This is a genomic window from Rhizobium sp. 01N424 (assembly GCF_056399485.1).
The window spans coordinates 99,888-120,719 of the sequence record NZ_JBFTRK010000010.1 but is presented as its reverse complement, the minus strand read 5'-3'; the positions used below and the strand labels follow the sequence as shown (position 1 = coordinate 120,719).

At 57.0% G+C, this 20,832-nt stretch carries 18 protein-coding genes and 3 pseudogenes; 6 read left to right on the top strand and 15 right to left on the bottom strand.

Annotated features, from left to right (window positions below):
* Positions 1–149: 149 nt before the first annotated feature.
* From htpG to AC1DNK_RS22775, 6 genes and pseudogenes are all read right to left on the bottom strand, one after another.
* A complete protein-coding gene (htpG, locus tag AC1DNK_RS22800; RefSeq protein ID WP_477943467.1) occupies positions 150–2,042 on the bottom strand; it encodes a molecular chaperone HtpG in 1,893 nt (630 codons plus the stop codon).
* Between the two features lie 78 nt (positions 2,043–2,120).
* Positions 2,121–2,282, bottom strand: a pseudogene (locus tag AC1DNK_RS22795) (DNA polymerase Y family protein); the annotation flags it as partial.
* A 2-nt stretch (positions 2,283–2,284) separates the two neighbouring features.
* Positions 2,285–2,574, bottom strand: a pseudogene (locus AC1DNK_RS22790) (YhjD/YihY/BrkB family envelope integrity protein); the annotation flags it as partial.
* A 72-nt stretch (positions 2,575–2,646) separates the two neighbouring features.
* Positions 2,647–6,546, bottom strand: a complete 3,900-nt coding sequence (locus tag AC1DNK_RS22785; RefSeq protein WP_477943466.1) for a CHAT domain-containing protein — start codon at positions 6,544–6,546, stop codon at positions 2,647–2,649.
* Positions 6,543–7,334: a hypothetical protein gene (locus tag AC1DNK_RS22780; protein WP_477943465.1), complete on the bottom strand. Its 792-nt coding sequence runs from the start codon at positions 7,332–7,334 to the stop codon at positions 6,543–6,545. Before AC1DNK_RS22780 ends, AC1DNK_RS22785 begins: the two co-directional genes overlap by 4 nt.
* Before the next feature lie 94 nt (positions 7,335–7,428).
* Entirely contained in the window at positions 7,429–8,727 is a 1,299-nt protein-coding gene (locus AC1DNK_RS22775) for a CHASE2 domain-containing protein (RefSeq protein ID WP_477943464.1), read from the bottom strand.
* Positions 8,728–8,954: 227 nt separating this feature from the next.
* Here AC1DNK_RS22775 and AC1DNK_RS22770 point away from each other — a divergent pair, with 227 nt between their 5' ends.
* Positions 8,955–9,527: a DUF805 domain-containing protein gene (locus AC1DNK_RS22770; protein ID WP_477943463.1), complete on the top strand. Its 573-nt coding sequence runs from the start codon at positions 8,955–8,957 to the stop codon at positions 9,525–9,527.
* A 234-nt stretch (positions 9,528–9,761) separates the two neighbouring features.
* Here the strand turns inward: AC1DNK_RS22770 and AC1DNK_RS22765 are convergent, their stop codons facing one another.
* Positions 9,762–10,079 (bottom strand): hypothetical protein, encoded by a 318-nt coding sequence (locus tag AC1DNK_RS22765; protein ID WP_477943462.1) that lies wholly within the window; start codon positions 10,077–10,079, stop codon positions 9,762–9,764.
* A gap of 301 nt (positions 10,080–10,380) precedes the next feature.
* On the opposite strand from AC1DNK_RS22765, the gene AC1DNK_RS22760 reads away from it, so the two are divergent.
* Together AC1DNK_RS22760 and AC1DNK_RS22755 are read left to right on the top strand one after the other, a co-directional pair.
* A complete protein-coding gene (locus AC1DNK_RS22760; protein WP_477943568.1) occupies positions 10,381–10,575 on the top strand; it encodes a ribosome modulation factor in 195 nt (64 codons plus the stop codon).
* A gap of 122 nt (positions 10,576–10,697) precedes the next feature.
* Positions 10,698–10,841: a hypothetical protein gene (locus AC1DNK_RS22755; protein WP_477943461.1), complete on the top strand. Its 144-nt coding sequence runs from the start codon at positions 10,698–10,700 to the stop codon at positions 10,839–10,841.
* A 393-nt stretch (positions 10,842–11,234) separates the two neighbouring features.
* On the opposite strand, the gene AC1DNK_RS22750 is transcribed toward AC1DNK_RS22755, so the two are convergent.
* The 5 genes from AC1DNK_RS22750 to AC1DNK_RS22730 form a co-directional block, all read right to left on the bottom strand.
* The gene (locus AC1DNK_RS22750) at positions 11,235–12,011 is read right to left on the bottom strand and encodes a molybdopterin-binding protein (protein ID WP_477943460.1); all 777 of its coding nucleotides are present in this window, start codon (positions 12,009–12,011) and stop codon (positions 11,235–11,237) included.
* The gene (locus AC1DNK_RS22745; protein ID WP_477943567.1) at positions 12,008–12,862 is read right to left on the bottom strand and encodes a cytochrome b/b6 domain-containing protein; all 855 of its coding nucleotides are present in this window, start codon (positions 12,860–12,862) and stop codon (positions 12,008–12,010) included. The genes AC1DNK_RS22750 and AC1DNK_RS22745 overlap by 4 nt, the downstream gene beginning before the upstream one ends.
* Before the next feature lie 110 nt (positions 12,863–12,972).
* Complete coding sequence (locus tag AC1DNK_RS22740; RefSeq protein WP_477943459.1) at positions 12,973–13,599, bottom strand: hypothetical protein; 627 nt, start codon at positions 13,597–13,599, stop codon at positions 12,973–12,975.
* A gap of 67 nt (positions 13,600–13,666) precedes the next feature.
* On the bottom strand, positions 13,667–14,257 hold the full coding sequence (locus AC1DNK_RS22735) for a TetR/AcrR family transcriptional regulator (RefSeq protein WP_477943458.1): 591 nt from the start codon (positions 14,255–14,257) through the stop codon (positions 13,667–13,669).
* A gap of 53 nt (positions 14,258–14,310) precedes the next feature.
* Entirely contained in the window at positions 14,311–15,138 is an 828-nt protein-coding gene (locus AC1DNK_RS22730; protein WP_477943457.1) for an oxidoreductase, read from the bottom strand.
* 91 nt (positions 15,139–15,229) lie between these two features.
* Between AC1DNK_RS22730 and AC1DNK_RS22725 the strand changes: the two genes are divergently transcribed.
* A complete protein-coding gene (locus AC1DNK_RS22725) occupies positions 15,230–16,138 on the top strand; it encodes an AraC family transcriptional regulator (RefSeq protein WP_477943456.1) in 909 nt (302 codons plus the stop codon).
* A gap of 253 nt (positions 16,139–16,391) precedes the next feature.
* On the opposite strand, the gene AC1DNK_RS22720 is transcribed toward AC1DNK_RS22725, so the two are convergent.
* From AC1DNK_RS22720 to AC1DNK_RS22710, 3 genes and pseudogenes are all read right to left on the bottom strand, one after another.
* On the bottom strand, positions 16,392–17,147 hold the full coding sequence (locus tag AC1DNK_RS22720; RefSeq protein WP_477943455.1) for an SDR family oxidoreductase: 756 nt from the start codon (positions 17,145–17,147) through the stop codon (positions 16,392–16,394).
* A gap of 116 nt (positions 17,148–17,263) precedes the next feature.
* A pseudogene (locus AC1DNK_RS22715) lies at positions 17,264–18,693 on the bottom strand (MFS transporter).
* Between the two features lie 71 nt (positions 18,694–18,764).
* The gene (locus AC1DNK_RS22710) at positions 18,765–19,376 is read right to left on the bottom strand and encodes a TetR/AcrR family transcriptional regulator (RefSeq protein WP_477943454.1); all 612 of its coding nucleotides are present in this window, start codon (positions 19,374–19,376) and stop codon (positions 18,765–18,767) included.
* A 753-nt stretch (positions 19,377–20,129) separates the two neighbouring features.
* Here AC1DNK_RS22710 and AC1DNK_RS22705 point away from each other — a divergent pair.
* Positions 20,130–20,405: a BON domain-containing protein gene (locus AC1DNK_RS22705; RefSeq protein ID WP_112389415.1), complete on the top strand. Its 276-nt coding sequence runs from the start codon at positions 20,130–20,132 to the stop codon at positions 20,403–20,405.
* A 13-nt stretch (positions 20,406–20,418) separates the two neighbouring features.
* Positions 20,419–20,697: a hypothetical protein gene (locus tag AC1DNK_RS22700; RefSeq protein ID WP_477943453.1), complete on the top strand. Its 279-nt coding sequence runs from the start codon at positions 20,419–20,421 to the stop codon at positions 20,695–20,697.
* Positions 20,698–20,832 lie beyond the last annotated feature (135 nt).

The following is a 20,832-nucleotide window of genomic DNA, read 5'->3' as shown; positions in this document are numbered from 1 at the left end:
TTGTCACGCCGTGGATCAGAACGGTCTCATGGCTCCAGTCAAAGTGATAGGCCTCGCCCGTGCGGCGAAGCTTGATCCGACCGATTTTCCAGTAAGTCTGCCAATTCTAGGTTTTTGACCTGCCAGCAAGAGGTCGTTTGGGTGTGGTGCTACCTCGCCCGTCCGATCGCAAATGCAAACAGTCTGGCCTGCCTTTCCGCGAAAGCGCGCGGATTGGTAGGCTTGTCCCCGTCGAGAATGCGGGCTTCGTCGAGCAGGAGCCAGGCGGCATCTTCGCGAAACGCCTGGTCGTCCATCGCGGCAATGCTTTTCACAAGTTCGTTCTGCGCATTGATTTCCAGGATTGGCTTCGAAGCGGTCTGTAGCCGCCCTGCCCCCTGCAAAAGTTTCTCGAGCTGTCGATCTGGCCCATGTTCGGATGCGACAAGGCAGACGGCACTTTCGGTCAACCGACTGGAGACCCGCACGTCGGCAACCTCCTCTTTCAGGCTAGCTCGCGCAAAATCGATGAATGCCGCAACGTCGGGAGAAGCGTCCAGGCCCTGCTCATCTGGGCTTCCCTCGCCGGTAATGCCGCTCAGATCAGCCAGACCCTGGGTGATCGACTTGAAGGACTTTCCCTCGAAATCTGGGACATTCGTCGGCCAGAAATTGTCTACACCATCTGTCAGGAGAAGGACTTCGATATCCCTGGCTCGAAAACCTTCGAGTTGTGGCGACGATTTCAGTTGGTCCAGACTGGAGCCGCTGATGTAATATATCGCCGGCTGCCCCTCTGTCATCGACGCCATGTAGTCGGCCAGATTGCGGGTCGTCTCACCGGACACGGTACTGCGGAAGCGGGCCAGCTTCAGCAATTGCGAGCGCCGCTCGAAGTCTTCGTAGATCCCTTCCTTGAGGATCGCCCCGAACAGGTCCCAAAATTTGGAAAACGTCTCGGCTTCGCCTTCAGCCATTTTCTCCAGCGCGGTGAGGATTCGGCTGGTCACGCCTTTCTTGATGGCGCTCAGCACCGGGCTTTCCTGAATCATCTCGCGGGAAATGTTAAGCGGCAGATCCGAGGTGTCGACGATGCCGCGGACGAACCGCAGGTAACGCGGCAGCAACTCGGCTTCGTCGGTAATGAAGACGCGCTTCACGTAAAGCTTCATCCGACCCTGGCGGTCTGGATCGAACAGGTCGAAGGGCTGAGAACCGGGGATGAAGGCGAGCGTTGTGTATTCGTGGCGACCCTCGGCGCGGAAATGCACATTGGCCAGTGGCTCGTCATACTGACCGGAGACACCGCGATAAAAATCGTCATAGTCCTGTTTGGATATCTCGTTTTTCGGCTTTGTCCAAAGTGCTGCGCCATCGGAAACCTGCGACGGCTCAGCACCCTCTTTCTCAATAAGGCGAATGGGGACAGGCACGTGGCCGGACTGGTCGCGAATGATCTTTTCGACCGTCCATTTGCCCGTATACTTCTTTGCATCCTGCATGAGATGCAGCACGACACGCGTGCCCCTCGCCGGCGCCGCTTCGAGATCGACTGCGACGATGTCGTAACTTCCCTTGCCGTCGGACGACCATTTCCAGGCTTGGTCCTGACCAGCACGGCGGGAAATTACGTCGACCCGTTCGGCGACCATGAACGAGGAATAGAAGCCGACGCCGAACTGGCCGATCAATTCCGCCTTGTCACCAGCCTTTGCAGCCTCAAGCCGCTCCATGAACGCCTTCGTGCCAGAGCGCGCGATCGTGCCGAGCGCGTCGATCATCTCGTCGCGGCTCATGCCGATGCCGTTGTCCTCGATGACGAGCGTCAACGCCTCTTCATTGAGGCTCACGAGAATTCCCGGCGGGGTCGAAGCGGCGGAGAGCTGCGGCTGGGAAATCGACTCGTAACGCAGCTTTTCGCAGGCATCCGCAGCATTCGAGATCAATTCGCGGAGGAACACATCCTTGTCCGAATAAACCGAATGCACCATCATGTGCAGCAGCCGGCTGACATCGGCTTCGAATGCGTGGTGCTCAGGCTGCCGATCTTCTCCTGTCGTCATCGATAATCCCCATTGCTCAGAAATGCCGGTCAGATGGCTCTTTCACCACCGGATTTCAAGCGCCAATGACAACCTACGCTCAGGATTTCCAGTCAGCGCATTCATCGCGCGGGAGACCTCTATCCATTCTGGTGTGGGAACTGGGTCGGTCGGTTCGGACATGCGACCGAAAATCTGATCGAGCCGCCGACCGATCTCCGGACCGAACCGGAGAACCAGCGGTGCGCGGGCCGTGTTCGCACTCAGTCGGAAACTTCGCACAACGTGTCGGCGACATACGCGCCTCCAATCCCCATGGGCCGAGGCGAACCGGTCGTCGTGTCCCTCGATGTTTGGTGCTCAAGCTCGGCGTTCAACTCTCCCCGACGATCAGGATCGAAATCGACAGCCAAATCCAGACGAGGAACCCGCTCAGTACGCCGAGCGTGTCGTAGGTGGCGTCGTAATCCGCGAAATGCTTGAGATAGAACGAGAAGCCGAGTGACATGACAAACCAGCCCACCATCACCAGACCAGAGCCCCACGTCAGCCATCAAAGCTTGAAGTCTTTGCAGGTAAGAAAGACGGCCGATTGAAGGAGTTTGAGCACGAACTCTACGCCGCCTCAATCCGCGCCGACCACCTCAAATGGTCCCCAGAACAGCGGGTGGCCATACCTGCCCTCGTCGCTCGACCGCAACTCGCGCATCGCATCTCCCAGTGCCGACGAGTAGGTCTTATACTTCCCGCTAGCCCGGTTTTCAAACATTCTCGTCGTCAAGGCCGCGGTCGCTGCCGAGTCCACAGCCCAGTGTGACACCACCAGGTTTCGGGCACCCGCAAAGAAGAACGCTTTGGCTAGTCCCGAAAGCCCCTCCGCTCCGGCCTGTTCGGGTGCGGCGGTGTTACATGCCGAGAGGAGGACGACCTCGGCATTGAGGTTCAACGCAGCTATATCGCTGGCAGAAAGATATCCGTCATCGGTCGGCGTCGCCACCGCCGGCGGCGTCATGATCAGCCCAGGTTCCTGAACCCCAGTTATCTCTCCGGCGAGCAGGCCATGGGTCGCGAAGGCCAGTGTCTGGAACCTGGTGAGGTCCTCGCTCTTCAAGGACGTCTCCGTCGCCATCTGTCCAAGCCACAACGAGCCGTCAGGGGCCTTCAGGCTCTTTTGTAGGGCCCTTAGCTCGTCAGCCGTTTCCGGCAACCTTGGAAGCGCTCGGATGTCGTGCACATTCGCGCCACCCCGGAGAGCAACCAGCTTCGAGGCGGCCAACCCGCCGCGCTCGGTATCAGGTTTGCCATCCAGAACAGGGTCACCGATTCCAAGCAGAGGCTCCCCGCCCGGCTTCGCGCCGGCTCCGGCTCTCAGCGTCATCAGTGATGCGACCGATGGCACGCGCGTCATGGTGTACTTGTCCGATAGCCACTTCGCGCCGACGAAATCATCCCGCACCATCTCTTCAGTCAGCAGCACCGCGAAAGGAATGCTCTCAAGAGAGCCGTCCGGCACCAAAATCAGGTGTCTCGGAGACATAGACCACTTTGCTTCGATCGGTTCGAAGAGTTGGCGGTATAACTGATATGCTGCCTCCCCGCGAAAGGCAGGAACCCGTCCTCCGCGAAGTTCAAGTCCTCGTCTAAGCTCGCGTACCAAGCCGTTTACGTCGTCAGAAGTCATCTCCGTCTTGACGACGATCGTCTTGTCCTTGCTTGCAGCCACCACCAGAAAGTTGTCGCCCGTGCCGAGAAATGCGATCAGAGCCTCGTCGTCCGACAATGCGGCGGTCGCTTGCGCAACCGACACGGCGACCGTGCCCGATATCTCGACGTATTTAGGAAACTGCTTCGCCAGCTCTGCATCGATCTCATCGACCTGGGCGGCCAGCGCCTTGCGATCGGYGGTCTGATCAACCGGCGTTGCAAGCCACTTCTGACGCAATTCTTCGCGCTGCTTGGCAAGATTTGCCAGCTGTGGAGACACCGCAGAAAGCCTCGCACCCAGACGGGCAATGGTTGCACCGGTCCCGCTCGGCTTCATCATCTGGACGATCTCGAAGACCGCTTCCACGTCGTCAGGAGAGAGCTCGCGCCCGTCGACGAGAATGGAAAGCGCTTCGTTCAGAGCCGGGCGAGCAACCCGAACGATGACCTCTCGGGTTTCGTTGCGTGAAAAGCTCTGCAGACCGAGGACGAATTTGACGTACGATACCAGCGATCGAGCGTCCGCCCGAGCTCGCAGATCATCGTGAAGCTGGGTGCCCGCGATCATTCGCCCGTGATAGGAGCCGATCACCCGCTCCCAGTCCAGACTCGATTGTGCGCCCTCGCCCACGCCTCCTCGGGTGTATGCGAGGTGTTCCGGGATGTGCTTTCCAAAGGCGGCACTGGCAAGCAGCGGGCGATCCATAAGAAGCCATCTCCAGCCATCGAGATATGTCTGCTCCTCATAGGTATCCGCCAGCCAAAGACTGAATATCGTTTGCGGAGGGCTTGCGGACTGATAGCGCTCGATAGCCGGAAGAGCCCATGATTTCGCCATGTCGACCTTTCCAGCCTCGAAGAGCGCGGTAGAGATGAAAGCTGCATCGAAGTCGTCAGATACCTGGTCGGCAAAGCGAGTGTCGTTCGGCGTTTGCTGGATATAGGTGTCGTGGTCCTTTGGCTTCTTGAGAAACGCCTGCTCGCGTTTCGACAGCCTACGCTCCTGGAACTGAGCCACCTCACCAGGCGAGAACGCGGCTTTCGCCAAAGGCCGGAGGGCTGCGTATTCGGAGGCCGCGAGAAGTTTCAGAATTCGCCAATTCGGAATAGCGAAAAACGGCTTGACCTGTCCTGACTCCAACCTTTTCGAGGCACTCTGCAACTCGGCACGCAACTGATCAGGCGAGATCGCCGCATCATCGGTACAAAACGACGCGCGCACGATCGCCGGCAGCTCTGCTGGTTGTTGCCCACAGATCGCCTCAGCGACCTTCGGACCGATGATTGCCAACTTCGAAACAGGACCCGGGCCTTCCTCCTCGTCGCCTTGGAGCAATGCTGCCGCCCCCAGCCGTCTTAATGCTTCCATGAACGCATCTGGTTCGTCACGAATGATGGCCGCGTAGAAGGCATATTCAGCCGATGATGGAGCATCCACGTCGGTAAGGCGCTCATAGGCCGAGAGGAAGCTATCTGGAGAGCCGTAATAGGCCTCGAAAGCAGACATCAGCCCGAGGCTGTCCGCGAGGAACTTCTTCCCGATAGCTGTTTCGCGGACGTCGGCGGGCAGCAGGTCGATACCCATCTCGACCAACTGCCGGCCCTGACCGATGATACCTTGCATTCGCATCCATCCGGCCCACTGAATGGATGCAGCACAAAATGGAGGGATGACCGGCTGGCTTCGATCAAAGCCAGGCAGGTCAAAACCACTGTATCCGGTGTAGTTCCCTGGAATCAGCCGGCAGAGGTAAGCGGCATTCTCACGGTCTCCAGAATCGTAGATTTCCTGCCATTGCGATAGCAAGGTGAACAGGTTGTTCCTCCCTTCCGCGATGAACGGCATAAGATTGTGATCGACGAAGAATTTCGTTGCAACGTAGTCGTAGGGCCTCATCTCATAGGCGGCCTTGTCGTCGCTCCAGCTGACGGATTGGCCGGCGTCGGGATCATCGTAGATGAAAAACGGCCGCGGCTTCATCCGACCAACGAACAGACTGCGATCGCTCTCGCTTGTCGCTGCCGAAAACAAGGAAGCGATCTCCTCGTAGGCCGCGTCGCGGTTGCCTGCCTCAGCAAGGGCGGCGGCCTTGGCGCGAGATGCTTCGAGCTTTGCGATCAGCGGGTTGCCATCTGTCTCGGCCATCCGCAGCCGCTTGAGTGGACCGTCCAGGCTCGCGTGCCCGCTTCCTGTCGGAACACTGTAGACGTTTCTGGCTATCTTGATTTCCGCTTCGGCGACCTTCCGTTTCGCTTCTGATCCGTCTACGGCGTCGAACAATGGCGGGAAGAACTGAAGTTGGTAGGCGTTGTCGTTGTATCGCTTCCAGTGAATGGCAAGTCCATTTCGCAAGTTGGACTCGGCGCTCTTCTTGTCGCCCAAGGCAAGAAACGCCATACCTGCAAACCGGTAGGCGCGTGCCCGTTGGATGATATAGCCGTCATGCTCCGCCTGATAGGGCTTCAGGATGTCTGCGCCTGACACCAGGGCAGCGGTCGCCCTCCTGAGTTTGTCGGTTTTGGCTTTGCCCTGCAGGAAATTGGCCTGCTTGTATGCAACTTCGCCGATGTCGCAGAGCAACACGCCAACCTGTCGGCTGTTTTTGCCGAACTGAACCTCGCTTGCCTCGATCAGCCGACGAAGCACCACGACAGCGTTATCCAGTTGTTCGGATGTAACGTAGTCGGTCTGGATGATCTGCTTGATCGCGGAATGCTCCGGCCCTGTGATCATGCCTTCCATCGCCGAGGTCGCCGTGGCAGCGACGAAATAGAGCAAAGTGCTGAATGCCGTCGCGACGAACAAGCGGACGAATTTCATGGCCAGTCTCCGTATTCGATCGCGCTGGTCAGAGCGGTCTTCACGCGCGGCTCGAGTGCAAGACCTTTGATCTGTTGGACGCCTTCGAATGCCCAGTCACCGCCGCTCTTGGAGATCGCCGCGACGATTTGAGACGCCCAGTCGTAATCATCCACGGGCTTTGCAGCTTTCTTGTCCTCGAAAGCTGCGATCCCGTAGACTTTGTAGGAAACAACCTTGGACGCATCGGCCACTTCCAGGCGAAATGTCTTGCCAGGCTCGATGAGGACGTGAACGCTGCCGGTTCGCGCGCTATCGGCTACAGTCCCCTCAACCTGCTTGCCGTCAGAAGTAATAGCCTTCAGAAGGAAGGGTGGCTTCCCGTCGACCCAGCGCACCTCAAGCGTCCTGCTTCCCGCGACAAGCAATGGCTTTGCTACATTGTCCAGAGCCGGAACGCGAAGGCCGTAGGATTCCCTGCTGCGCATCGGCTTCGACTTGCGTTCGGGGTCCCACCAGCCCAAGACTTCCGCCAGTTGATGATATCTGCTCGAAACGTCATCTGTCAGTCCGGAGGACGGGACAGAATACGACGAGAAGCGACTGGTCGAGCATCCCGGCTCCTCGGACCTCGATGTGTCGGGTGACAGCAATAGTTCGCAGGCCCCCCCTCGGTTTAGTTTGACAAAGCCAGGGTCTGGAATATCGAGGCGATCCCCCTCCTCCAACACACTCCCCAGCTGGAGCTCCATCGTTGTGCCCGATCGCGTGCCGATGATGGAGGCCGCGCCGTCGTAGTCGACGATCACGGCCGCCGGCTGTCCCGCCGGAGATGCCGCCGGTGCAAAGAGAATACAGCTCGCTACCATGACGCATGTCGGTTTTCCCCACATCCATACACGTCTACCCATTGAGAAACGACCTCCAGCTGCGCCCCTCGAGAAACCCGCGGCATATCGATTCAACAGACTCCAGTGCAATCACCAGGACCCAGATTACGATGGCGTACTGGACGACAGACTGGGCGGCGGAAGCGCCAAGATTGATGTTGCAGGCGGTGTACACGACGATCCCGACCAGCAGCGCCAACGGGGCCGAGATCAGAGATTTGAAGGTGAATGTCAGAAATGCGACGAGACCCGCGAGGAATATGCTCGATAGGATGACGGCGACCTTCGTCGAATACTCTGCAGCTGCAATCGCCTTTGTGGAATTGGCGACAGCATTTGCGATGACGCGCATTCCTTCCATTTCCCCGATCGGGGTGTCGTGGAAGTCCCCGTTGGAGGCATAGCTGTTTCCAATGATGACGAAGCGATCCACCAACGCACTGGCGGCGATGGGACGCTGAGCAAACTGGTATCCCGACAACTGAATAAGAGCAGGCCCATGACCATCTTCGACCATCATTGCGGACATCGCAGTGTCACTCTTTGGGAATGAAAACTGGATTGCCGAACTCTTCTCTGCGTCGCTCAACCATCTTGGCACAGCACTCGGCATGTCCTGACCTTCGAGAGCGCAGTCCGCGCCTTCGCGGCTGCCAAGATACCTCTGAGCAGTCTCGACCATCGCCGTGCCACCCAAGTTGAATGCATAAGTCAGCATCGCCGGAGACAGCAGAGCTTGGCAGGCACCCTTAGGCACCTCCCAAAGGTTCCAGTTTCTAATCTTGTCACCCTCACCCACCTCAAAAAGAACGTTCACCCAAAAGAGCGGTTTTCCGATTTTGAAATGCCTATCAAAGTCGGACGGCAAGGCAGGGAGACTGTTGCCGTCGGGGTCGAACGAAAGCTCTCTTGGGAAGAGCAAGGGTGGGTCCGACGGTGCCCAGCTGTCGAGTAGGTCGTGCAGGACCTTGGCGTCTTTGCCGCTTCCTGCGGATATATCGAGGTCAACAAGGATTGCCCGCGGACTGGTTGCCCTCGCCTTTTCTATCAAGCCAGCGATGATCGCCTTGGTGATTGGAAAAGGACGTTGCCACGCCTCGAAGCTCTGGTCATCAATGCGCACCAGCGTCACCGGCACGCTGGGCAAGGCGAGCAACCCGAGGCCTTGAGAAACAGCGTGAATCTTGTCGAGATTCGGGTTGTCCGTGACGGATTCCACCCATTCCTTCAACCAGAATGGTGCGACAGCCCCAATCAGCCCAAAAGACAGCAATGTCACAATAACAAGCCTGTAACGGCTACGTAACTTCATCGCCCCAAACGCCAGACACGAGAATTCCCAGGCCAGATCAGATCACGATGGCTGAAAATTCGCAATCAAGTCTATGTAACCAATTCGGATAACGACAATATGTTCGCTAAGTCTCCAGCGACTTACCAGTCGATTTGACAGAACTGAATTGGACGAAAGCGGGATATTGACTTGAGTACGAGGCCAAAACTAGAAATTTATTCGGGCGGCATTCAAAGGGGGGAACTATGGAAAGCCTTTCGGCCTGGCATATGCTTGTTGTTCTTATTGTATTCGGGTTGCCGCTATTCTTCGTGTTCAAGAGCCCACCGTCAGGCGCAAACCGCTTTGGGCAAGCTCCTTCTTCAATGGGGTTCGGACAGGCGATTTCGACGTTCTTCAAAAAGTACGCGACGTTCGAAGGCCGCGCCAGCCGATCGGAATTCTGGTTTACATTCCTCTTCCTCGTCATCGTTTCGGCCGTTCTCAGTGCTATCGATCCGACTGACGCCCTGTCTGGCCTGTTTAGTCTCGGCGTCCTTCTGCCAACCATCGCCCTCGCAACCCGTCGTCTGCATGATCTGAATAGAAGCGGCTGGCATCAGCTCTTGTCGTACCTGTTCCCTGTTGGCACCATCGCGCTGATCATCTGGTACTGCACTGCAGGCACCGACGAGGTCACGCCCGCCACGACGAAGGCGGCGGGCGGCACCATGTCTTCGAACGCCGTCGAGGTGCTCGAGCGGCTCGCGAAGCTAAAGGATAGCGGCGCAATCAGTGGCGACGAGTACGATGCCGAGAAGAGGAAAATCCTGGGATGATAGCTGTGCCCTATGGCGGCGCACGATCGACGGCGAGCAAATATCCGCCGTCTAGCGCCCGACCTTCGCGACTTCCCTCTTCTTGACATATGCGGGGCGCATGCTGTCGCTGTTGTACGAGCGCGTCAAAAAGAGCAGCTGAGCCGCTCTTTGTGCCCCCCCAAGATCACGGGGACGATTGTCACCTCCCTAGATGCCAGAGGTCTCGCGCTCCTGCGAGAGCGGGAGCCCGCATCAAAGATCTGCGATAGGTTGCCGCGGGTGATCGGTTGGAAATATCCCACCGCCACTGCATCTCGTCCTTGCTGACCATCTTGTCGACCAGGGTAGCATTAGCCGTCGAGGTGCTGCTGTTTGAACCTTCGCGTCTTCCCGGATCTGCACGATGTTGTCCTTGATGGGCTGCAGCGCAAGAAACCCCAAGCCGGTAAGGATGGTGATCGTCACCGAGCTGAAGCCGATGATGATAGGTAACTGGGTCTTCGAGCCGCCGCGGACCTCGTTGGAGAGGGGGTTGATCGCGGCGTTGAGCTGCTGGAAGCCCGTGTTCATGTTTGAGCGAAGATCGGAGAGATCCTTGCCCTGGTTCTCGGCGCGCTCCGATAGGCGAGCCTAGGAGGCCATAGGATCGAAACCGTTTCCGTTGTTGCGCACTTCCAGGCTCACTGCCATCCCTGCCCTTGCCCTTTCGATGCCATGCTATGCTCGATTGTCATGCCATAAGAAAAGCCGTCCCCGATGAGCGGCTTGGAGTGTTCGGTTACCCACAATTTATGAACGGCCGTGGAGAAAGGCATTGAAATCCGGCCACCCGGAATTACTTGGAAATCCCGTTGGTAATGAGGGTGCCAAAATGTGCTTACTGAGAGAAGTTGAAGAGGCCGAGCAACAGGGGCGTGACATTGCAAGGTCCGGGGGTCTTGCGTCTTCGAACCCATACGCCGACCGCCTAGATCTGCACTCCGCTTGGCTGAGAGGATACCGTTCGGCGTGGGCAACCGTGATAGTCCCAGCTCTTCCAGATGGCGACAAAACAGAGAAACGATAACATTGCGGTGGGGGCGCAGAAGGAGACCATTCGGGGGCAAAAATTGGCTCCCGTTCGTTAAGCTCCGATCAAGATATATTAGACGACACTCATTCGCGTTGGAGGACGCGCCGGAGGAGAAAATGACCAAGCCACTTCTTGTTGATCATCTTACCGTTTGCGCCAAGCTTGCCCGTACTGACGGAAACCCACTGATCGAATATTTGATACGCATGGCCCTTCTGGAAGCCAAACCAAAAGGGACGAGAGAGCAGAGCGGGAATTGATAGACCCGAAGCGCCGCCACCTTCGGCGCGAAGGCCCGGTAGCAGCGTTACCGGGCCTTTTCCGTGATTAACTATAGTGGACGAGGTTCCGACGTGCCCTTTTGTGAAGCGTCCACACGATGTGCCTCAATCGCGGCAAGAGAAACTCATCGTGGGAGAGGCCTCGGCAAGTTAGTGAACGCCCTAATCATTGAGCGAGTGTTTAAGGAGCTAGGGGCAAGATATGCGCTTGGAAAATGCGGATTTCTCACGCGCTGAAACGCAGCTGAGATAGACTCAACAATTCGATTGACAGCAGCGCCTTTGCTAAAGCTCTTCCGCTTGGCCGAAAAATGCGCGGCAGCGTCGGTGAACCCGGGTTGGTCAAGTAGCAACCTTTTTGTGGCCGATGGCCTAGATGCCGGCGTACCATTCGTACCCGCGGTCTTCCCAATAGCCGCCGTTTCCGCCCCACAGGCCTGAGAAGCTCTCGACCAACTCGATGCGCATTATGTATTTTGCCTGTTTGTATCCAAGTTGCCGCTCGACCCTGAGACGCAAGGGGGCGCCGTGGCCGACGCTGAGTTCTTGACCGTTCATCTGGTAGGCAAGGATGGTTTGTGGATGAACCGCATCGATGAGATCAATGCTCTCGTAATAGCGGCCGCTGCCATCGAGCGTCTTTTCAAGTTCATCAGCACAATGCAGCACGACGTAACGTGCGGTTGGCTTCAGCCCGGTTAGGCGAAGCAAGCTGGCGAGGGGAACGCCAGTCCATTTGCCGATGGCGCTCCACCCCTCGACACAGTCATGGCGGGTGATCTGCGTGCGCGCTGGGAGCGCCTTTAGATCTGCGAGTGAAAACTCTCGCGGACGCTCAACAAGGCCGTCAATTTTTAATCGCCAAGCGGAAAAATTACCTTCAGCCAATTCAACATATTCATCGCTATCGGGAGCACTCGTTCCATTTAGGCGAAACGACCGAGAAATATCCTTCTCATCAAACTCACGCGCCAGGCCATCACGCCCCTGAAGCAGTCTCTGCGCCTTCAACGTCAGGTGCTCGGCTGAACGGAGGATATTGGCGACGTTTGCGTTTTGGTCCAGCAAGTCACATCCGGAAAGGGTCAAGGCGCTAGCGCCAAGTGTGCCGCCAACCAGAAAGCGGCGTCGAGTAAACAGCTTGTTCATGATGTCGGGCCTTTTTCCTGGATCGCATAGCGTCCGGTGATCATCGCGCGGATGTTGTTCCAGGTCCCTGAAAGGACGACCATTGCCACATGCACGATGACAAAAATGACAAGCGCCGACGCCGTGATGAAGTGGATCGTGCGCGCGGACTGGCGTCCGCCGAAAATATCGACCAAGGCGGGGAGAGCAGCATCAATGCCGGGTGACATCGTCAGGCCTGTCAGGACCATCAGAGGCAGCAGGACGACAATGACCGCCAGATAGGTAAGCTTTTGAAGCGCATTGTAATGCCTGGCCTCCTCTCCCTCGGGAAAGCGGAGACGGGCGTGGTCGAGAACCTCGCGGCCGAGATGACGAGGCGAGAGTTCGTGCACCTTCGGCGCCAGGTCTCGCCTGAAGTGTCCGCTCAGCAGGCTGAAGCCAAGATAGAGAATCCCATTGATCACAAACAGCCAGGCAAAGAAGAAATGCCAGCGTCGTCCAGCCGCGAGATCCTGGAACGAGGGGATTGTGGCCCATGAAGGGAAAGCTCGCGCAGTCGGCTCCCCATCGACATTGGAAACACCAAGGACGCCGGTTGTAGGGATCTGAAGTCCTGCGACACGCACGAAGCCCCTCGGCGTACCTCCATCGTCGTCGGAGCCGATTGTCAGAACGGCGCTGTCGCCGTTCGCGCCGTAATGTCCCCAATAAAGCTCCGGGTGGGCATTGAAAATCTGCAGCCCGCTCAAAATAAGGAAGCTCAGGCAAAGCACGTTCAGCCAGTGCGTTAACCGAGTTACAACGGAGTGGCGGCGGATGAAGATCGTCCGAGGATATTGAACATTGTCATTGTAAGCGTTTGCGCTCATCTCAACGTCTTTCATCTGTGGCATTTTACGGCTGAAGATCAAACAGCGTCGATCTGCAGTCGCTGGCCGAAGCAGTATGGCGGCGGCTCCGGCCAGTGACGGCGTGGTCTTCACATGGGTGGAACCACGCCATTCTTGCCGACCACCACCTGGTGGGCGATCGGGCCGGTTGCAGCCTTTTCGGCGGTGATGAAGACAACGGCGCCGGGAACGAGATCATCCTTGGTGGCTCCGGCGATGGTGACGACAGGTGTGCCATCCGGAATGGCGATCTTCTTTTCCTTGCCATGATAAGTAACGGTAACAGTCCGACCTTCCACGCCTTTGACAGCATCCGCGACTGTCGCATTGGTCATGCTGCTGTCGGGCTTCAGATCCCAGCCGTAACTCCCTTCGCCAAGGCCTTTCATCGCCGGCGGAAAGATGAGGACTTCGAGCGCCCCATCGCCACCGCCGGCTTTTGGCAGGGATGCGATGCCGACAAAATCGCCCGGCTTGATATCTGTGACCTTGGCATCCGCGACCCCTGCCACCTTCCAGTCGTCGGCAAGCGCGACATCGATTGTCTCGCCTTCGCGCGTCTTCACTTTGAGCGTTGAGCCCTGGTAGTCGACGATGCTGCCACGGACATGGATCGGCGCGACTTTCTTACCTTCGGCAGATGCGGGTGCCGAAAGGACGGTTACAGAAAAGACGCTGGCAAGCCCGAAGGCCAAAGCGGGGAAAGCATTTTTCATTTTTATCTTCCTACTAGTTGGTAGTTTTCATGGACGTGATTTACCCGAGCAGGCTAGCCACGCAGGATTAGTGAGAGACAGTCGAGGTAAGGCGGTTGAGAGCAGGTGAAAGTATCGTCGAAAAGACCTCCGGTTTCCCGTAGGCTCTCGCCGAGAGCATCGCCCCATATACCGTCGCCAGAAACGCTTCTGCTTCGACATGCGGTTCGCTCGTGAGATTGAGCGTCCCGCTTTTGTAGCCACGTTCCATGACCGTCGTCAGCCACGATGAAATGAAGCGAAAGAAATTCGTCACCTCCGTTGCGACTTCCGGCGGAAGGGATGGCAATTCACTGGCAAGCAAAGCACATACACAATAGGGCCTACTCGCATCCTCGATGCATTTGGCCCAGTGATTCGCATAGATCTTGAGGATGTCCAGTGCGTCTGGAACATTCTGTTCAAGGGTTACAACGCTCGCCTGACCGTCTTCCCGGTAACGCTTGACCAGCTCACGCACCAGATCGACCTTGCTGGGGAAGTGGTGGTGGATGCTGGCCTTGCGTATGCCGACCACTTCCGAGATATCTGCATAGCTGAACCCGTTATAACCCCCACTCATGATGAGGTTGCGCGCAGAGGCCAGGATTTCGTCGGAGGTGTTCGAAAGATTGCTCATGGAATCTGCCTACCTTCTAGTAGGCAGATCGTCAATAGCAAAAAGCTTTCTTGTTAGCCGTCTGTGGAGACGGTAAGAGCTTTCCATGAGGCGAGTTCCTTCTGCAACCGCTCGATCCGCGCCGTCACGTGGCTGAGGGCATCGCTCCCAAGGAGAAGTTGCGGCGGGGGATTGTCCGATCCAATGAGAGTAAGCACAGCGGCAGCCAGTTTTTTGGGATCACCAAGCTGCTTGCCGCTTACGGCCTGACGCCTCTCGCGGATGGGATCGAACAGGCTGTCGTAATCTGCAATCGACCTGTCGGTGCGGACCATGGAACGCCCGGCCCAGTCTGTCCGGAATGAGCCAGGGCAAAGCGTTGTCACGTGAACTCCAAACGGCGCCATTTCCGAGCGCATGACCTCGGAAATGCCCTGAAGCGCAAACTTGCTGCCGCAGTAATATGCGATGCCGGGCATGGTGATCATACCGCCCATCGACGTGACGTTCACGATAAAGCCACGGCGGCGCTCACGGAACCTCGGAAGAAATGCCTTGGCTACAGCGACGGCGCCGAACACGTTCACGTCAAACTGACGTCGCATCTCTTCAAGTGGCGATTCCTCAAGCACGCCCTCGTGACCGTATCCTGCATTGTTGATCAGCACCTCAACTGGCCCGTGTTCGTCCTCGGCTTGCTGGACGACGTTAGGGATGCGGTCGAACTCGGTGACGTCACAAAGGACCAGGCGCAGTTCCGGGAGGCTCTTTGCCAGCGCTTCGCGCGAGCCTTCGGAGCGGACGGTTCCGATGACGGTGTGACCGGCTTCCATTGCGGCACTGGCGATCGCCAGTCCAAAACCCGAGTTCGCCCCTGTTATGAAAAACGTTTTGCTCGACATTTTTGAAACTCCTTGATTAACCGTGGATGACAGATAATCTGAAGGAGACCTGAGTTCGATTGTGGATCCTCTAATTTTCTTGCCAAATCCTATGTTTCTTGAACAACCCGTCGCCCATGACCGACTTGTCGTCGTGGCCGAACAACTGGCTCCTCGCCTCGGCTACAATCAGACTGCGATAAGTTGTGTCCGTATTCTGCGCACTGAAGCGGTGCTTGATGACATTCCGGTTCTCTATAAGCCGGGTGCAGTTTTCGTATTGCAGGGAAGCAAGTACGGAATCCTGGAAGGCGAAGTCTATCTCTACGACGAGGACCATTATCTCGCTGTCTCAGTACCCGTTCCATTCCGGATGACCTCAAAGGCAAGTCCACAGTGGCCATTGCTCGCCGTCTATCTGGAGTTCGATATGCAGATGGCGGCCGAGATTGCTCTGCAGGTGGAAGAACTCGCAGGCCCCTCAAATGCCAAACCGAAAGGGCTGCTTTCGAGCAGAATGGATCGCGATATCGAAGACGTCCTGCTACGCCTGTTGACTGTGCTCGGCAACCCGGTTGATGTTGCCGTGCTCGGACGCTCCATCCTGCGGGAACTGCATTATAGGGTCATGTCAGGGCCGCAGGGTGACGCGGTTATCGCGGCCCTTCAGCGCAAAGGAACCTCGGGAAAACTGGTCGAGAGCGTGACGTGGATGCGGGAGAATTACGCTACCGAAATTGCCGTCAAGGATCTGGCCAAAGAGGTGGGCATGAGCGTTCCTTCCTATCACGTCCATTTCAAGAACCTGACCGGCTCAAGTCCGATGCAATATGTAAAGGCTATGCGGCTCCATGAGGCGCGACTTATGATCGCCCGCCGGAGCGGGACCATTGCAGACGTAGCTGCGTCAGTCGGCTACGTCAGCCCTGCTCAATTCAGCCGCGATTTTAGAAGGCATTTTGGACGCACTGCGTCGGAAGAGGCGGAGTGGGTCCTCCAGCATCTTGGTGATCAGGGCTAACCGATGCTCTCTGGCACACTCCCGTAAACCAGTCGCCAGATGGGCAGCATGTCCCTGTAAAGCAGCTCGAAGGGCGGCTTCACAGTGAACCAAGGTCGTATCGAAGACGGGGACGCCGACATTACCCACATTCAACAGCATCGGTACAGCCAAGGATTAGACAATCACTGCCTTAATCAATTAGTCGCTGCGCAATCCGTTCATACGTCGAGCGACTTTCCTCACGGACCACATCGCGACACTTGCTCAATGTTCAAGCGCTTATACCGCCGTCGACGAGAATGCCCGAGCCGGTGATGTAGCCAGCGCGCGGACCCGCAAGGAATGCAACGGCCTCTGCGACCTCTCGGGTCCGACCGTATCGGGCAATCGATAGGCTCGGCAAGATCGCAGTTGCTAGAGCGCCATCGGCAGGGTTCATATCGGTGTCGATCGGGCCAGGCCGGACCAGATTGACGGTAATTTCCCGAGAGCCCAGTTCACGTGCTAGACCACGTGTAAAACTTTCCAGGGCGGATTTGGTCGCTGCATAGACGGCGATTCCTGCGAACGGGACAGCAAGGCCTGCATTGCTGCCGGTACTGATGATCCGGCCGCCGTCCGGGATGTGCTTGAGCGCTGCCTGAGTGATCAAAAAGACGCCGCGCACATTAACGTTCAGTTGAAGATCGATCTCGTCCAGTGGCTGTGAGGAGAACTCACCTGCAAACAGGACGCCGGCATTGTTGACAAGGATGTCGAGGCCGCCGAGGTCGGCGGCAGTCCGCTCAACCGCGGCTTTAGCAGCCTCCGGGCTCGCAGCATCAGCTTGAATGGCAATGGCGTTGCGGCCCATCACTCGGATCTCGGCTGCGATGGCTTCGGCCTTTTCCGCCGACCTCTCATAGGTGATCGCGACGTCAGCACCATCTTCGGCCAGTTTTAAAGCGATGGCCGCACCGATACCGCGTGCCGCACCGGTCACGAGCGCTCGCTTTCCGGCAAGTGGAGGAGTAGGAATGTCGTTCATCGGGTTTACCTCAATTTTGCATGTCGATCGGCCGATTTGTCCAAGGGTGGCCGAGTAGTGGGAATAATCACATCTTCAACGGACGAGCCAATGACTGGGCTTCTTAACGTCTGCACTCAGCGGTGGACTTCTTTGTTCGATGGAGAGCCAGCAGAAAGCCAACCTGCAACGAGAAGACAGAGACCAATCGCGACGGCTGCGATGCTGTAGGCATGGCCGATGGATCTCTCATCGGATGCTGAACCCAGGATTGAGAAAAACAATCCGCCGATAAGCGCTGTTGCCAAAGCGCCGCCAATCTGGAGCATCGAATTGACCAGCCCGGAGGCCAAACCCGACCGCGCCGGATCAACCCGCTGAACGACAGTCTTCACGAGATTTGGCAGCGCAATTCCCTGACCAGCGCCAACAAGGAACAGAGCAACGAATAGGAACTCTGGTGCCCCGAATGAGATCAGGGCCGCGGTTCCGAACAATCCGGCCGCTTCCAGGGCCATGCCGGCGGCGGCGGAATATCTACCGAATACGCGCAGGATGCTCCCGCTTGCGAATGGCCCCAGGACGAAACCGAGGGCCGCGGGAAGTATTGCAACTCCGGCCTCGAACGGCGTGCGGCCCAGGCCGCCCTGTTGGTAGACCGAGAATGTAAGCCAGAAAGCCGCAAACGCATAGAAGAACAGCGCTGAGAGCAGCCCGCGCTTCAATCCAGGGAGCTGGAGCAATCGAGGTTCGACAATCGGATCTCCCCCCGCGGCCCCTAACTTTAGCTCGTAGCGCCAAAATATCAGTAGAAGTGGCCCGGAAGCAGATAGCATCAAGATCGACCAGATTGGCCACCCTTGTTCACGGCCCTCAATGAGCGGCGAGATCAGAGCAAACAACGCAACTGCGATCAGCGTCGCTCCACCCAGATCCAGCTTTCTCGCATGCTCCGATCGCGTCTCGCGCAACATTATCAGCGCGGCCGGCGCGGCTATCGCGATCACGGGAAGGTTGATGAGGAAAATGGCTCTCCATCCGAGGCCAAAGACATTCAGGCAATCAGCGCCCCACCGAGAAACAGGCCAGCCATCGATGCCACCCCAAATGTCAGAGCATAAAAGCTAAGTGCCTTCGACTTTTCGTGGTCGGGGAAAATCGCATTGATTGACGCCAAAGCTTGCGGCGCCATAACTGCGGCCCCACACCCCTGGAGGATACGACCGGTGATCAGGACTGAGGGGGACCAGGCGAAGCCGCACAAGGCAGAGGCGGCGGCGAATGCGACCATTCCAGCCAGAAAGACGTTTCGCCGACCATAAAGGTCACCAAGCCTGCCACCGGTGATCAGCATGACTGCGTAGGTGGTGGCGTAGCCTGAAATAATCAGCTGCATCGTTGAGGCGGAGGCCTGAAAGTCCTCCCGGATTGAGGGCAGCGCCACATTAACGATGAAGAAATCCAGCGGTGGCAGAAAAGCCCCGGTTAACAAGATGGCCAATGCCGTCCACCTGCGCGGATCGAGACTGTCCTTAGCGGCATGGGATTGTATCAACTTTCTCTCCATATCGAGACGCGAAACCGCTCATGCGGGTTGCAAGATGCGAAAGATAGGAACTGAATAGTTCCTAATTAAAGTTAGTCGAGCGGCTTCAGCGCGAAATCGACCATCGCCTTGGTGTCGTCGCGGTCTGCTCCAGTTTTCCCTAGAACTCTCATTCCCTGGATTTGACACACAAGGAATCTCGCCAGAGTTCGCTCGTCCAGCCCACGATCAATCTCACCCAAGGCTTGAGCTCTTATGATTGCGGCCGCATAAAGATCTTGCAGTCGCCGGAACAGTCGCGCAATTCGAGCGGAAACCTCTTCGTCCGCGGGAAGCATTTCGACCGCTGACAATACGACAAAGCAACCGCGCAGGCCCTCTTCACCTGAAGAGTCCTCGACCTGTCGCGAAAAGGCGTCTCGAATTGCGGCTTTCGGCGACGGGTTGGTATGCAGGATTTCGCCAAGCTTACGGATGGCATCTTCGATATAGACATCAAGCGCGCGGAGATAGACGCCCCGCTTGTCTGCGAACGCCTTGTAAAAACTACCTCTTGATAGCTCCATGCCTTCGAGCAGGTCGGGCAGAGACGCATCGTGATATCCACGGTCCCAGAACACGCCCATCGCCTTGCGGACTGCGTCGTCGAGTTCGAATTCGCGAGGGCGTCCAACGGTCGGGGATGTCTGAGTGCTTTTTACCATGAAGGCAATATGGAACCATTCGGTTTCTATTGCAAGTCATGTTTTCTCGCAGTAGGTAATCGCTCGTTGTCCCGAGAGGGTTGCTCGCAAGACAAGGCAGTGTGCGAAGGGTTCTTCGGTCGGTTGGAAACTGAGCTCTTCTATCCACGAGACCGGAGGATCATCACGATTGAGCAGACCCGGTGTCACCTTCCCCGAGATCGTACTCCCAGAGAACTCTTGCCCGCCATTGCGCAGCTTTTTCTATCGGGTTGCTCCTAACGGCAAATCACGGCATCGTGTGGGCAGGAGGAATGCTAATGATTACGCTATCCGCAATCTTCGCAATTGTGATGCTTGTCTCAGCCGGGTGCTATTTCGCGATCTTGCCGATCGATAGCGAGGAACGGTAAAGCTCGGCATTAATGTATATTAGCCCGCGAATGGCAAACCAGATCGACCAACCCTCACCCTCGTAGCTTCCATATCCCGTAACGCTGATCATCTCGCTAGCCTCGCCAGCTTTCCTGTGGCCGGGCATGTGATCGACTATTAAATTGATGATCCTTGCCCGCGCTATATCTTACCGTTCAATGACGATTGTCGGGGTGATAAGGCCAACCTCCTCATCGTTTTTCGTGACGACAGTTATTCATGCTTATGGGTCGAACACCACTCGCAATACTCCGGCATCAGGACAATGGCCAATACTGTACGGTCCTGTACACGCAACCTTCGACGAAGTTCCACGTTAGTGAGCGGGAGGATTTCATCATGGTTTTTAGATCTTCGTACGGGTCGGCATATGACGAGTGCTGTGCAGCCGGGACTAACTCGTCATCCATGCGTGCCGCGATCGATGCGGCATGGGCCGCCGACCCGACGCTCGACCGCAGCGGTATCGTGGTCAGAATACTCGGCCCGATCGTAATTCTTGAGGGATACCTTTCGGCGCGGGAGCATAGGGACATCGCCGTTCGCATTGCCACGGCTGTAGCCGGAGCTGGCAGGGTTCAGGACCGGATGCTCTATCGGTACAGCGCCCAATAATTGGAGGCAGATTATGAAAGCGATCAGCGATTGGCTTGAGGACAAGCTCGACAACATGGGGTCGGAAATCGGCTTTGAGGAAGATGCGTCAGCATTCGAACAGCACGCCGAGATCCTGCGTGCTAGAGCTGAAGAGGCCGGCTATACGGCCGAGGAGCTAACCGAAGCCTGCGGTGGCGATATCGCTGCGTTTCTTCGGGAACGTCAGAATTTGGCTACCGACAATGAAATGCAGGACAAGCTCGCGGGCGACCCGTTTCCCATTCCGCCTTCCGGCCTGAAACAGGACTGACGGCTTCACCAGTTTGCCTTGTCGCCGAAACATCTAAGATTTGCCCTGCGTTTCAGCGCGGCCATCTTCTATCACCTGAAACGAAAAAGTAGCACCCTCTGGTATGAAAGACGTCGACAGGTGGCCAATGGTCTG